The sequence below is a fragment of the Aestuariivivens marinum genome, assembly GCF_022662175.1.
GTDB lineage: Bacteria > Bacteroidota > Bacteroidia > Flavobacteriales > Flavobacteriaceae > Aestuariivivens > Aestuariivivens marinum.
Genome location: NZ_JAKMCR010000007.1, coordinates 82,258 through 96,207, shown reverse-complemented (window position 1 = coordinate 96,207; position 13,950 = coordinate 82,258). Strand labels below are relative to the sequence as shown.

Annotated in this window: 13 protein-coding genes; 4 read left to right on the top strand and 9 right to left on the bottom strand. The window is 33.0% G+C overall.

The window, feature by feature from the left end; translation table 11 throughout:
• Window positions 1–961 precede the first annotated feature (961 nt).
• The 8 genes from MR053_RS13415 to xerA all read right to left on the bottom strand — a co-directional run bounded on the left by MR053_RS13415 (window position 962) and on the right by xerA (window position 8,213).
• On the bottom strand, window positions 962–1,837 hold the full coding sequence (locus tag MR053_RS13415; protein ID WP_242132921.1) for a WG repeat-containing protein: 876 nt from the start codon (window positions 1,835–1,837) through the stop codon (window positions 962–964).
• Between the two features lie 158 nt (window positions 1,838–1,995).
• Entirely contained in the window at window positions 1,996–2,790 is a 795-nt protein-coding gene (locus MR053_RS13410) for a hypothetical protein (protein ID WP_242132920.1), read from the bottom strand.
• A gap of 84 nt (window positions 2,791–2,874) precedes the next feature.
• On the bottom strand, window positions 2,875–3,336 hold the full coding sequence (locus tag MR053_RS13405; protein WP_242132919.1) for a contact-dependent growth inhibition system immunity protein: 462 nt from the start codon (window positions 3,334–3,336) through the stop codon (window positions 2,875–2,877).
• Window position 3,337: 1 nt separating this feature from the next.
• Window positions 3,338–3,742 (bottom strand): hypothetical protein, encoded by a 405-nt coding sequence (locus MR053_RS13400; protein ID WP_242132918.1) that lies wholly within the window; start codon window positions 3,740–3,742, stop codon window positions 3,338–3,340.
• An 86-nt stretch (window positions 3,743–3,828) separates the two neighbouring features.
• Window positions 3,829–5,127, bottom strand: coding sequence for an amidohydrolase family protein (locus MR053_RS13395; protein ID WP_242132917.1), 1,299 nt, complete (start codon window positions 5,125–5,127; stop codon window positions 3,829–3,831).
• Window positions 5,128–5,409: 282 nt separating this feature from the next.
• Window positions 5,410–6,426: a hypothetical protein gene (locus tag MR053_RS13390; protein ID WP_242132916.1), complete on the bottom strand. Its 1,017-nt coding sequence runs from the start codon at window positions 6,424–6,426 to the stop codon at window positions 5,410–5,412.
• Window positions 6,427–6,612: 186 nt separating this feature from the next.
• Window positions 6,613–6,993 (bottom strand): hypothetical protein, encoded by a 381-nt coding sequence (locus tag MR053_RS13385; protein WP_242132915.1) that lies wholly within the window; start codon window positions 6,991–6,993, stop codon window positions 6,613–6,615.
• A gap of 89 nt (window positions 6,994–7,082) precedes the next feature.
• On the bottom strand, window positions 7,083–8,213 hold the full coding sequence (xerA, locus tag MR053_RS13380; protein WP_242132914.1) for a site-specific tyrosine recombinase/integron integrase: 1,131 nt from the start codon (window positions 8,211–8,213) through the stop codon (window positions 7,083–7,085).
• 87 nt (window positions 8,214–8,300) lie between these two features.
• On the opposite strand from xerA, the gene MR053_RS13375 reads away from it, so the two are divergent.
• Both MR053_RS13375 and MR053_RS13370 read left to right on the top strand, forming a co-directional pair.
• Window positions 8,301–8,690 carry a hypothetical protein gene (locus MR053_RS13375; protein WP_242132913.1) on the top strand — a complete coding sequence of 130 codons (390 nt, stop codon included), beginning with the start codon at window positions 8,301–8,303 and terminating at the stop codon, window positions 8,688–8,690.
• 697 nt (window positions 8,691–9,387) lie between these two features.
• The gene (locus tag MR053_RS13370) at window positions 9,388–10,929 is read left to right on the top strand and encodes a Fic family protein (protein ID WP_242132912.1); all 1,542 of its coding nucleotides are present in this window, start codon (window positions 9,388–9,390) and stop codon (window positions 10,927–10,929) included.
• A gap of 136 nt (window positions 10,930–11,065) precedes the next feature.
• Here MR053_RS13370 and MR053_RS13365 read toward each other — a convergent pair whose 3' ends face one another.
• Window positions 11,066–11,743: a hypothetical protein gene (locus tag MR053_RS13365; protein ID WP_242132911.1), complete on the bottom strand. Its 678-nt coding sequence runs from the start codon at window positions 11,741–11,743 to the stop codon at window positions 11,066–11,068.
• 335 nt (window positions 11,744–12,078) lie between these two features.
• Between MR053_RS13365 and MR053_RS13360 the strand changes: the two genes are divergently transcribed.
• Together MR053_RS13360 and MR053_RS13355 are read left to right on the top strand one after the other, a co-directional pair.
• Window positions 12,079–12,246: a hypothetical protein gene (locus MR053_RS13360; protein ID WP_242132910.1), complete on the top strand. Its 168-nt coding sequence runs from the start codon at window positions 12,079–12,081 to the stop codon at window positions 12,244–12,246.
• 41 nt (window positions 12,247–12,287) lie between these two features.
• Window positions 12,288–13,949, top strand: a complete 1,662-nt coding sequence (locus MR053_RS13355; protein WP_242132909.1) for a tetratricopeptide repeat-containing sensor histidine kinase — start codon at window positions 12,288–12,290, stop codon at window positions 13,947–13,949.
• Window position 13,950: the final 1 nt, after the last annotated feature.

The window sequence follows — 13,950 nt, the reverse complement described above, 5'->3', positions numbered from 1 at the left end:
ACGGTCGGATAGAATTGTTCCAAATAGATTTTCTTCCCAATCCCAAGGCTCACTAACTATAATGCGCACTGTTTGACCTTTTAAACTCATTCTCTAATTGGTGTTCTTTTAATAACCGCTAACGGTCTCGTATAACCGTCAGTTACGGGATTAAAGTTACTATTTTTCGGTTAAGAACTGACGTTAGCAATTCCGAGTGGATTCGGACGTAGTCGAATCCGCCGTAATTGCGGTTATACATTGTTGCCAACAGTATTTTTATTAATTCAGTCATTATTTAAATTCCATTATCAACATTATTGAAAATCCGATTGCTATTAAAATTCCAATTCCGTTGAGTATTTTTTTATTCTTGATTATTAAAGTCAAAATAAAGTCAATTACCAATCCAAAAAGTCCAAGTCCGATTAGTCCAACCATATAAACAACTCCCCAACTTTCTTCGTATGAGAGTGTTTTCCATTTGATGATTGTAAAAATCAAACAACAAGTCAGATAGACTAATAAATAGCCTTTTAGAAAAGTCCATTTGGTTATTTTTTTAAGCATAACTTAAATTAAAATCAATTGCGAAATGTAGAATGTAAACTATTCCGATTATGCTTATTATCCAATTATATTTTTTCGTTATCAATCTGCTGATCAAATAGACGATAACAGTCAAAATTCCGATGAAAGGTGGATAAATTAAGGGAATAAATCCGCCGTGATTTGAACTCGCTGGCAAGTCAGTCCGCATTGCAATAATCCACGCAATTATTGTTCCTACTAAAATTCCGATTAGGTTGTATTTTCGGCTATCGAGAACTTTTTTCATATTGTTGGCAACGTGTTTGTGTATGGCTCGTTGCGGAAAATCAGCTATGATTTTCCGCCGTAACCGAAAGATAGCAAATTGCAATGAATTCCGATTAGGAATTCAGCCGCAATGGGCTATACACGTTGTTACCACACGTTTTTTTTATTCGGTTGGTTTTATTTTTTCTCCTTTTTTATTCAGATAGTGAACTCCACCACCGAAATGAGGTGCTCCATAAAACTCAATTAACTCTCCTTGAAATCCCAAATAGCAATGCATTTCTATTTCATTGAGAATTACTCCACTCTCATTTATGATAGCATCAAGAAAATAGTCATTTGCAATTTCAAAATCACGCTTATTTACTCTAACACCACAAACTCCATTTTTAAATTTATCTACTTTATAAAACTTTGGCTTAATTACGACATTGCCTAACCTGTCTTTGAAACCCCAAAATTCATTTTCTTGAAATGGAACATAACTATCAGATTTATATTCTGGTTTATCTTGTGTTCCCATTCTGTCTTTTTTTCTTGAGTTGTAAATCTCTACTCTTGAAAAAGTTTTTGTTCCGATTCTTTCTCCTTTTGTATTTATTGGATAAAAATCAGAGAATTCTTTGTCACTTACATATGCAATTCCGTTTTGAAATTCTCCGTGTCCATCTTTCCAAGTTTTTTCAAATACATTTAATCCCTTTCTATTAACAAACCATTGTTCTTCAAAGCTTGAAATTCGAGCAAATCCTTCGCTAAATTCTGTTTCTGGAAAATTATCTTTAATGTCGAAAACTTTATTTCCTAAAGTGTCGATAAAAATCCATTTGTAACCTTTTTTTATAACTTCTTTGGAAACGTAGCAAAGCCCTTCGCTGAAATCTCCAACATTAAGATATTCCGCTTTTACTTTAATTTTTCCGTTTTTGTCCATAAATCCGTATTTGCCATTTTCGGATTGGAATTTATATAGTCCATTTCCTTGTCCAAATGAAAGGCTCGAAACTAAAATCAGAAGTAATATTATTGTCGTTCTCAATGTTTTTCTCAAATGTGTGGTAACGGTTTGGCTATGGTTTCGTTGCGTGAAAATCCGCGAGGATTTTCCGCCGTAAACCGAAGATAGCAAATTTGCGAGGACTTTCCGAGAGGAAAGTCAGAAGCAATGAACTATAGCCGTTGTTACCCATAGGCTTTTTATTTTAATTGGAAATGAATATGGTCATCGTGTCGAACAGCTTGACAACCGTGAAACCTTACTTTTCCGTTTGTTAAATTCAGTCGTTTTTTTAAATGTGGTTCAATAAATAATTTTCCGATGCTGTTTTGACGTAAAATCAAATTCGCTAATTCACGAGTTCCCTTTTCGGAAAAGTCAATTTCTTTATTGATAGTCCCTAAAGTCAAATACTTCGGGAAATCATATTGCCAATTCCCACGTTGTTTACAATCTGCATTTTGGTCATATTCGTTTGCGGTTGGTTTTTCGTAAACTCCATATCCGCTTATTGATGGTTTTTTATTGGTCAGTTGTCCGTTTGGCTCTTGGTAAATTAGGGAAACGTCAACTTTTTTTCCGTCGTTGTGGCTTAAATGGGGCAGAAGAGGAAATCCGTTTATGAATGGAAAGTTCGCATCGAGATGGATCATTTTTATTCCGCTATTCCGATTCTCAAATTCGGATGCGATTTGAGTTAGAGATTTGTTTAATTCTGGTCGGACATAATTTCGATTTGCAAGTTTGTAAAAGACAGAATGTGCTTTTAAAAATTCAGTTTCTTTAATTTTTTCACGTCCGAAAATTGGTGCAATGTTTGGGATAATCAAAAAAGTAGTGAATAAATAGAGTCCTGCAAAAATCCCAATTCGTTTCAGATGTCTTTTTGTTGCTGTCCGTTTTATTAATAAAACAGCAATTAAATAAATAATTCCACCGATTTGGGTAACAACTGTTAAAAGAACGATGATTATGATGTGAAGCAGTATTCTCAATGGTCAGTTTAGCTTATGGGTAACGGTCTCGTATAACCGTCAGTTACGGTTTTAAAGTTAATGTTTTTCGGTTAAGCACTAACGTTAGCAATTCCGAGTGGATTCGGACGTAGTCGAATCCACCGTAATTGCGGTTATACATTGTTGTGCACTGGCTTTTATTTTTTCATTTATTCGGTCAAATTTCTTTTCTCCGAGTTCAGTTTTTATCAGTTCAGAATTCTGTTCCACCAAGTTTTGTAAAGTCAGAAATTCAGTTTGCTTTTCATTCCAAAATTCAGTCGGTAAGCTCAACACTGCCTGTAACAAATCGCCCTCATAAAGGTCGCCTTCCGCCAAAATATTTAATTCAAGCTTTTTGATTGCAAGTTCAGCCAGATATTCAATTCCGATTTTTTGTGAAATCAAAACTCTTAATTGCTCAATTGTTAAGTCCTTAATTGGAATTTTTCTGTATTTATGGCAATTAACCACAAGATTTGATGGAAACTCAATGTCGTCTTTCCAATAATCGTTTTCAAGTTGCTCAATAGATTTTGATAGCATTTTATTCTGTTATTTCCACCAATTTTAAATCCAATTCTTTAATAACTTGGTCAACATCAAATTCAAAATCTTTTGGAATGTTAATGGTTGCAATACTACCAAGGTCAACTTGCCAAAATCCACCTCTTTTTGTTAATTCATCTCCCAACATTCTATAGTCAGATTCTTTATGATTTGGTGTCAATCCGAATCTGCGAGTAATGTATTCCGACTCTTTTGTGATTTTAGTTATTTCGTGTTTATTCTGGTCATTAATTTTCGTCTCAAATTCCGTTCCCAATGTCAGTTTAGGATTGCAGAAGTCATTGTCAGTCATCCGAAATTTGTTTTCCGATAATTGCTCAACATAAAGAGTAGTTGTTACTTTCTCTTTTTTGTAATAAACTTCAATTTTAACTTCGCTCATTTTTTCAGCTTGTGCACAACGGTTGGGTATATGAAGCGTAGCGACCGAATGGAAGCTATGATTTTATATACATTGTTAGGGGTAGTTTATTTTTCAATTATTAAGTTTTCTAAATAACTAATAGCAGAAGCCATTAGATTCTTACGGTTCTTTGCCCTTTCATTATAAGAATCCAGAGTCTCCCTGTTCAATTTTCGCCCCTGTATAAAAACACAAGTCGGATTCTCTAGTGATGACAGCTTAATAAGTGGGTTCTCATCCACTAATAATAAGTTAGCAATTTTGCCTTCTTCAATAGTTCCAAGTTGGTTCATAATAGAATGCGTTTGAGAAGCATTTACGGTAGCAGTTTTCAAAACTTCATAATTCGAAAGGCCAGCCTTTTTATAAAAGGCCAGTTCCTTATGAATTGAAAAACCTGGAAGGGTAACACCTATGCCTGCATCAGTGCCACAAATAATATTGACACCCGCCTCATAAAGTTTTTGTACGATCATGATATGGAAATCATGCTGATTTTTTATTCTACTGACTTCAGATGAATCATTTTTTATAGCGTTGGACCAACGTTTAAATTGATTTTTACTATCTACTTTTCTGATAAGGGGATTCATATAATTTATTGACTCGGAGCTTAAAATAGAGTCATTAATCATCATTTGATAGATATTGTTAAATCCAGTAATTGTTGGGCAATAACTTGTGTGTTCAGACTTTGAAATAGACTCAATAATAGGTTGAAGTTTGATGGAGTCTATATCGTATTTTAAGGCCTGCTGTACAATTTCTTCGGCATGTTCAATAGATTTGATTTGTGGTTTCAAATGATATGAAAACGATACCTTTTGAGAAGGGTGAGCAACGATATCAATTTCAGATCTTTGAGATTGTTCAATTACGGCATCGAAAATGTCTTTATCTATTCCATAGTAGGTTTTAATAAAGTCGTAGCCTCTCGCTTTATATGAAATCACCTTTTCTTTAGCCTCACTAGGATTTGTAAGGTTCAAATTATCATCGCCTATGAATTCTCGACCAGTAAGTTTTGGTCCTGATGTAAAAAACGTTGGTGAAAAAATATTGTCTTCAACTATGTCTTCTTTAATTCTCAAATGCATAGGTATGCCCCAAAGGTTTCGAACTGCCGTAACACCATTTGATAGATAAAGACCTAATTCATATCTATCCCAAACATGAACATGCATGTCTATAAGACCTGGTGTTAGATATTTGTTCTCTCCGTCAAAAATTTGAATTTCACTTACCTCAATTAAGTCTGCTATTTTTTCAATTCTTCCCTCCTTTATATAGACCATCTTATTCATTAAAACAGTGTCTATATTCATTGGGATGACATTGACATTAGAAATTATGTATGAATTCACTGATGTCGTTTCGCTCTTATCAATATTCAAATAGTTAGATCGTGCCGAATCAACCCAAAGGGCAATGACTACAATTAGGATAAGCGCTCCGATTAGAGCGAATACAATTTTTAAAAGTAGTTTTAGTATTTTCATTTATCTAATTACCCCTAACGTGTTTGTGTATGATTAGTGGCGTGTTTAAGCAACTAATTTAGCAAATACATACCAAATAGAAAATCCGCGAGGATTTTCGTAAGTAGGCAAGGACTAGCCATTAATTATACACGGTGTTGTACCACGTTATTTTTTTGATACTAAATCTTCAGCTTCTTTGCTATAATTCCAAAATTCGACACCTTTTTTTCTTAAATTTTCTCTCTGCTCGTTATTAACTCGAAGCCATATACTTGTTGACTTAATCGTTTTGGATTCCATTACAATTTGATATGCTTGTTCAGTTAATTTTTTTCTTACTGAAGCTTTAAAATTTTCGGGGAAAAACAATAAAAATTCTTCAAGATTGGGAATTTGCGATATTGAAGAAATATCGTTAAGTCTACTGTTGTTATCAACTTGGATTCTTTTTAATGATTTTAGTCCACTTAAATCTGGTAAAATTGACATTTCGGACATACCCTCAAAGCAAAGTTTCTCAAGATTCACAAGGTTTCTCAAAAAATGGTAGTCAGGTATTTGTCTTACTCGGCTTAATTCTAATTCTTTTAAGCCATTTAGTATTGAAACTGCATTTAGGTCTTTATAACTGCCATAAAGTAAGTTTAATTCTTGAAGTTGGGTCAATTCGTTCAAAAAGTCGAGGTTATCCAATTTCACACCACGAAACGTCAAAATTTCTAGATTCGATAAATGTTTAACGTTCTCTAATCCTTTTTTCATTCCGTCAACATATAATGATTCTAATTCCGTAAACTCTTTTATGAATGATATATCAACAGCTTTGGATTTAGTTTCCTCAATTCCAAAGTGTTTAAGTTTTGTATTCGTTTTTAGTATGGAATAGTCTTTTATATTGTAAGTGGCTATTGTAAATTTTCTAATATTCGGAATGAGTTTATAAAAGGATAAATCTTGGCATTCATACCAAAGAACTCTTAATCCAATATCTGGATACTTACTGAAGAATTCATTAAGGGTTTCCCACGTTTGCCTTTTCGGATTTGGAAATTGGAATAGTTGTAATGAGTGAATATTCTTTTCCGCTATGATTTTCGGGATATCAGATTTTTTGAGGTCAGAATGAATATTTATGTTTCCACTAAAATTTCCCCATTTCTTTTTCCTGTTAAATATTCCCATTAATTTTCGATTCTGTAATGTGGTACAACGTGTTTGTATATGGTTTGTTGCGTGGTTTGGCACGTAATTTAGCAAATAAAAACCGAATAGAAAATCCGCGAGGATTTTCGTAAGTAGGCTAGAACTAGCAATAAATTATATACGGTGTTGTGGGTAGTTTTTTATTTTTCATATTCAGCTTTTCAATTAGTAATGCACCCAATATGAGTCCGTTTCCTCTCCATCATCAACCATTCTAATTCGGACGTCAAACAATTCGGTCAAGATTTTTTCTTTAATCGAGTTGTCAAATTCCTCAAATTCCAATTCCTCAATATGTTCAGAAATTTTGTCTCCGTTATGCCATTTTTCCACCACAATTTTTTCAATCAGAATGTTTAATTCAGGTGAAGGAATTTCCATTTCTGATTTATGCCAAATAAATTCCTGCTTTTCTTCTGGGTCATTTTCATCATAGATTGCAATTCCGCTTATTGAGTCAGCCGTTTCGTTTATCAATTCAATTTTCTCAACTCCGTATAGTTTGAGATAAGATTTTAAGAAATTCAGTCTTTTTGATTCGTTCATTTCGGTTTTCTCAAATTACCCACAACGTAGGAATATGTTTACTGGTGTATATATGCCTACTATATATATACTCAAATATACATAAATACTTACAAATCTAAAGGATTTTTAATAGAATTAAAACTACTCTTTGCAACATGGGTGTATATCTCTGTTGTTTTAGTAGAACTATGTCCTAAAAGAAGTTGAATGTACCTTAAATCTGTGCCGTTTTCAAGCAGATGCGTAGCAAAACTATGCCTTAGAGTGTGAGGCGTAACAGGTTTGTTAATCCCAACTTTTGCTGCCGTATTGGAAACTATTTTTGCAACACTATTTGGGCTGTATTTTCCACCGTTTGGACTTTCAAATAGATAAACTTTAGGTTTCCATTTTTTATAATAAGCTCGTAAGTCCTTTAATGCTGTATTTGACAGGAGTGAGTAACGATCTTTATTCCCTTTGGCTTCTTGTACTCTAATTAGCATTCTAGAACTGTCAATATCTGATATCTTAAGGTTTAGTAGTTCACTTCTTCTTAAGCCAGCTGAGTATAATAAACTAACAATGCAACGATGTTTGAGATTATTAGTGTTTTCAATAAGCTGAATAACCTCGTCCTTAGCTAATACAAACGGAAGCTTTTTATCTTTTCTTGGTCGCTCAATATTGTAAAACCTATTGGGCATTCCAAGCACAATTTCGTAGTAAAACTTTATACTATTAATAGATTGATTTATATAAGATTTTGAGCGGTTAGTTTGAATTAAAAACTGAAGATATGCCCTTATATCTTTTTCGTTTAGATTATCAATGGTTTTATCATGGTAATGATTAATGAAGTCTTCAAAACATTTTACGTAAGATTTAACCGTATTGTTAGAATACTTTTTTAGTTCTAATTTTTGAAGATAACTTTCAGGACAAAACCTGAAGTTAGAATTTCGTTTTCTTTTGCGAAACCATGACACATCAAAGGTTTCTGACAGTTGTTTAGATCTGGTGTATTGGAAGAAGTATTGAGAGTCTATCCATGCTACTCCTCTGAATAAATTATAAATACTGTCTAAATTATGTTTACTGTTCGGTAAATAATACATGTTAAATTCATCGCTCCAAAGAACATTATCAAGTTCCTTTACCAGAATGTTTAAAGCATTATTAGCATAAAACTGTAAGCCTATACACTTTGTATTATCAACTAAAAGATGCTTTAAAGTAATATGTTGTTTAAATTTCATGATTTTTATTTAAAAATAGATATAAATAATCATTTAGTCGTATCTTATGCGAATAGTATTCGTGTAACATTCGAATAAATTTGTATTATGAAGGAAAAAAGAGTTTGTTTGGCCTGTAATAAGGAATTGAATACCGGTAGATCAGATAAAAGGTTCTGTGACCTACACTGTAAAAGTTCTTATCACTATAGAAAGTCTTTGGACGAAGCCCCTAGGTTTTATAATAAGGTAGATAACCAGTTAAGGCTTAGCCGGCGTATTCTAAAGCGTTTTAATAAGGCAGGTAAGGCTACCGTTAGGGCCAATGTGCTTTTACAACAGGGATTTAATCCAAGGTTTTTCACCCATTATTGGAAGAACCAAAAGGGAGACGTTTACCTTTTTATCTATGAATTTGGGTTTTTAAAGGTGAGGGAACACAGTGCCGAAAAGTATGTTTTGATACAGTGGCAGGATTATATGGACGCAACTTTATAAAGATGCTAAAACCTAATCTTGAATTGGTTTTATAGATTCTTTTTCTTAAAAGCCAAAAAATTATATGTAGTGTTAATCTTAAAACATCCAGTGCTTTGTATTGAACTTTTGCTGCTGTAGCGAGATCGAGATTTACAGAATCTGCGTTGGGGGGGCGTGACAATAGAAAAGACCTGAACGCTGAAGCGTTTATCGCTCTTTTTGTTTCAGGTCGCAGCAAAGCAAGCTTTAGCTCCCAAAAACAAAAAGGCCTGGCACTATCGTGCCGGCCTTTTCTGCTGTAGCGAGATCGAGATTTGAACTCGAGGCCTCCGGGTTATGAATTTGACGTTTGTAGATTCATGAAATTTTAAAATACTGAAAATCAGTATATTAAAAATTTAGATATTCTAAATCGTGTTCCAAAACGTGTTCAGTTTTGTGTTCACTGTTGTTATTCATTAATTATTTTAAATATACATTTTATATTGAAGATATCATAATTTGATTTGTTCAGATTGCCTAAAATTCTTCACACAAATATTTGAATATAATGGAAAACAGATTTATTAACTCAAAACTTAAAAAATGGACTGTTACAGCAAATACTTGTTTAAAATAAATGTTTTTCACTAAATAGTTTAAAAAACAAATGTTTTTCACCAATTATAAATGTTTTTCACCTATATTTGGAAATAAACATTTTTCACCATCAACCATGGATAATAAAGATTATTCACTTAAAATAACTGTTTTTCACGGAAGGCAAGCACCGGAAGAAGGTACATTAGTAGGCTATGGTGCCATAATTGAAGCGCATACACTACAAGTGCCTTTACCTGAAACATTATCTCTGATAAGTTCCAAAAAGCGTCGTTATACAACTACGCATTGGCAGGTGTTTACACCAAGGCATAAACCAGAAAACAGCTTATACAAACAACTTGTATTTGCCTTAAAATATGAGGGTGTAAATCTATTAGTCTTAAAACAGCTATTTGTTACCGTTGATAAAACGCAGATAACTGAAATAATAACATCCGAGATGCTTGGCCAATACAGCAGAAAGCTTTGGTTTTTATATGAGTGGTTATTAGAAGAGCAACTGGATATTCCAGATTTAAGCACTGGTAATTATGTATCACTGTTAGATGATAAATTACAATACGCCATTACAGGTATAAAATCCTCTCGTCATAGAATTATAAATAATCTTCCAGGAACAAAAGAATTTTGTCCGCTTATATTTAGAACAGAAAAATTAGACAGGTATATAAACGCAAACCTGTCAGAGCAAAAAAATGAGTATTTAAATAGTATACATGCAGATGTATTGCAACGAGCTTCTTCATTTTTATTGTTAAAAGATTCAAAAGCATCATTTACAATAGAACAAGAAAATCCTGGAACCAATAGAGCTATGCGTTGGGGGAAAGCCATTGGGCAAGCTGGCAGCAAACCATTAAGTATAGCAGAACTCGAGCGGTTACAACAAATTGTAATTGAAAACGCAAGGTTTGTAAAATTAGGATTGAGAAATGAAGGAGGTTTTGTTGGTGAACATGATAGAAGTACAGGTGCGCCAATTCCGGAACACATATCGGCAAAGAGTGAGGATTTAGAATCGCTTTTAAATGGCCTGGTCTATACCAATAGCATAATACAAGATGATTCTTATGATGCAGTTTTAGCATCGGCATCCATTGCTTTTGGATTTGTTTTCATACATCCTTTTGAAGATGGTAATGGCAGATTACATCGATACCTCATACATCATATTTTAGCTAAAAAGGAATTTACAAAACAAGGCGTCATTTTTCCGGTATCAGCATCTATTCTAGACCATATTGACGATTATAGAATTACCTTAGAAAGTTATTCGCATCCTTTACTAGATCTTATTGAATGGAAAGAAACTGAAAGCCATAATGTGGAAGTACTGAATGACACAATAGATTTTTATCGTTATTTCGATGCAACCAAACAAGCTGAGTTCTTATATGATTGTGTTGATGACACCTTAAACCGTGTTATTCCACAGGAAGTAAACTATTTATTGAAATATGATGAGTTTAAGCGCTTCATTGATGATGAATTTGAAATGCCAGACAAAATGGTTGCCATATTAGTGCGGTTCTTAGAACAGAATAATGGTACACTATCAAAACGTGCCTTGAAAAAAGAATTTTCAGAATTGAATGACAATGAGGTTAAAACCATAGAAGAAACTTATCAAGAAATTTTTTTAGATACTGAATGACCAAGCAATCTGAAGCCATATTAGAACAAAGTTTCCAAAACGTGTTCAGTTTTGTGTTCACTATTGTTATAATAATTATTTATTTGAAATATACACTTTATATGGAAGATATCATAATCTGATTTGTTCAAATGGGCTAAAATTCTTCACACAAATATTTCGTAATAATATATTTAGTAATGGGTTTTAATGTCTTTCCTGTTTCCGGGTGTAGTCCCAAAGAAGTAAAAACTTCAATTTCTCCTTTTAAGTTTTTTCCATACCAAATATTTACAGCCCCATCACCTTTAAAATAGGGTGTGTCACAATTTGGAGTTTCAATTTTTCTGAAATTTTGAAGTCTATCTTCTTTACAAACCTTTAAGGTTCCCTGGCTCAGTTTATCGGCATCAAAATCCGCCTTTTCATAATGATCTTCTTTCCATTCCATCCAGCAGGTAGAATCTGAATTTAAAATAGCTAGAAGAATAATTACCAAAACTAAAACTCCGGTTAAATAAAAGAAGACTTTATAATTCTTTTTCTTTTGTCTAGATATGTAATCTGTATAGCTGGGATATCCCAAAAATTGCGCTAATCCTGTTACAACCTCATATTGCTGAATTTTTATATCTACCCCTTCTTTTTCATTAATGGATATCGCTTCGTCATAATAATCTCTAAAACGTCGCTCTCCTAATTGGGTCAAAGTGTGTTCAGAAATATAATCTGATAGCCTTTCAGAAATAGAAACTTTAGAAGGTTTATTTATTCCCTCCTGTATTAAATCATTTTTGGTTTTTTCAAAAGCATCAATGATCAGTTTTTTGTGCATAACGGCCAGTGTTTGGGATTAAAATTAAAGAAATTAAATGAAAATCCATTTCCCCATTATTTCCAAGTAACTTCCAAGATTTTTCCAATAGTTCCAAACCATATTTTTTTTATTTATATCGATTAATTGCCCGACTCGCAGGGCGTGCGAAGATTAATCAAACAGGAGTAGCTAAGTAGAGTAGTATTCTCAGGGAAGTGCTAATACACTTTACTTATGCGCTCCATTACTTCCCAATGAAGAGAGACGTCTCTTCCATGTTTTCGTGTTGCCAACCTCAATAATCCGATCAGGTCGGAGAGCAACACTATTGTTCAATTTTAAAATCGTTAAAGATGAAAAAAATAAATGTAATAATGCTTTTAACATTCCTTAATATGGCAGTGTTTTCTTGCACTCCAAACAGCGTGTCTGGAGATAGTTTAACCGGACCAGAAGAGGTAGCTTGTTGTGGAGATGACAGTCCAATTCCTCCACCGCCACCACCTAGCGGAGGTGGATAAAAAGATCCATAGAAACAAAAAATAGTTACTATTTTAGAGGAATGAAAACATTGCGAATTTCATTCCTTTTTTTATCACTTTTGTTAATTAATGGTTTCTTTAGTAAGATTCAGGCATCAATTACACAGAATATTCAAGATAGTACTACAATCTATTACCAATCCATCAGAGAGATAAAAGATGTATCGATAACTGCTAGGGCGTTTGATTTTTTTGAAAAGGCTTCAAAAACTGCTCTTATTAATAATGATTATGCCAGTGCTGCCTATAACTTGGAACTAATTTCGTATGGACAATTTAAACTGGGGCTTTATTATGAAAGTGAAGCTACTACTATTAAAGCCTTAAATCTTTTAAGTAGGCTTGATGATATTAGTGCTACAGAACCCAAAAAACGACTAAATAATCAATTGGGCATGCTTTATAGAAAAATTAAGGATTATGATAACGCCATGTTTTTCTATAAAAAAGCGTTAGAGTTAGATAACACTCTAATTGACAAAATAGCCATTATCACTAATATGGCGAATTTGGAAGCCGATCAGAATCATTTTCAAAATGCCATTGACCAGCTCACTCCATATTATTCAAAGGTGCTGACCGTTGAAGATTCTAATATAAAGGCTAATTATTTTGATAACCTAGGGTATTATCAGTTAATGATCGGTGACACAAATGGTTTACAAAATATAGAAATGGCGCTTGGTATGAGAGAAAAGTCGAAAGACTTAATTGGTCTATTTTCAAGTTATAGGCACTTAGCTCTTTATTATATTAGTGTAGATGATAAATTGAACGCACAAACATATGTTAGTAAAGTAAAAAATTTATCTGATGCTATTAATAGTTCGGTGTACAAATTGGAGGCTATAAAATTGGCATTGGAACAGGAGGACAGCCGTGAATTTAAAGACTACATAGATATTAGTTCTTCTATAGAGTCTGATAGACTTGCTAAAGAAAATAACTATGCAGCTATTAAATATAATATTAATGAAACTGAAAAGAAGTTTAAAGAAAGCCAGATTGAAGTAGAAAAACAAAAACGACTTTCCCTTTTATATTTCTTTACCGGACTTACATTATTGTTGCTTTTGGTGTTTTTGTATTTCTTTTTAAAGACGAAGCATAAAAGGGATCGGCTTTTTCAGGTATATAAGACTGAAAAGAGAATCTCAAAAAAAATTCATGATGAAGTGGCTAACGATGTTTATCAAGTCATGTCCAAACTTCAAAGTGATGTTAGACATGAAGAAGATTTTCTTGATGACTTAGAGCATATCTACAATAAAACTAGGGATATATCAAAAGAAAATGAATCAATTAACCTAGATGAAGATTTTGGAATGGTCTTAACCAATTTATTTCAGGACTATAATAATGATAAAGTACAAGTACTTACTAAAAATTTGAAAACCATAAATTGGACATCAACATCTAATTTAAAGAAAATGGCTTTGTATAGGGTGCTTCAAGAGTTAATGACCAATATGAAGAAGCACAGTATGGCATCTTTTGTAGTTATTTCATTTGAAAAAATACAAGGGGGTTTAATGGTTACTTATAGTGATAATGGAATTGGATGTGATTTTAAAAAGCAAAACGGTCTTCGAAATACGGAAAACCGTATTCAGGACGTAAATGGAACTATTACTTTTGAGTCTGAACCTGAAAACGGGTTTAAAGCAAAAATTACATTGTAGT

Bases quoted from the DNA above. Each gene is read 5' to 3' on its own strand.
- MR053_RS13375 (WP_242132913.1), top strand. From the start codon at position 8,301: ATGAAGGAAAAAAGAGTTTGTTTGGCCTGTAATAAGGAATTGAATACC.
- MR053_RS13385 (WP_242132915.1), bottom strand. From the start codon at position 6,993: ATGAACGAATCAAAAAGACTGAATTTCTTAAAATCTTATCTCAAACTA.
- MR053_RS13400 (WP_242132918.1), bottom strand. From the start codon at position 3,742: ATGAGCGAAGTTAAAATTGAAGTTTATTACAAAAAAGAGAAAGTAACA.
- MR053_RS13405 (WP_242132919.1), bottom strand. From the start codon at position 3,336: ATGCTATCAAAATCTATTGAGCAACTTGAAAACGATTATTGGAAAGAC.
- MR053_RS13370 (WP_242132912.1), top strand. From the start codon at position 9,388: ATGGATAATAAAGATTATTCACTTAAAATAACTGTTTTTCACGGAAGG.
- MR053_RS13360 (WP_242132910.1), top strand. From the start codon at position 12,079: ATGAAAAAAATAAATGTAATAATGCTTTTAACATTCCTTAATATGGCA.
- MR053_RS13365 (WP_242132911.1), bottom strand. From the start codon at position 11,743: ATGCACAAAAAACTGATCATTGATGCTTTTGAAAAAACCAAAAATGAT.
- MR053_RS13390 (WP_242132916.1), bottom strand. From the start codon at position 6,426: ATGGGAATATTTAACAGGAAAAAGAAATGGGGAAATTTTAGTGGAAAC.
- MR053_RS13355 (WP_242132909.1), top strand. From the start codon at position 12,288: ATGAAAACATTGCGAATTTCATTCCTTTTTTTATCACTTTTGTTAATT.
- xerA (WP_242132914.1), bottom strand. From the start codon at position 8,213: ATGAAATTTAAACAACATATTACTTTAAAGCATCTTTTAGTTGATAAT.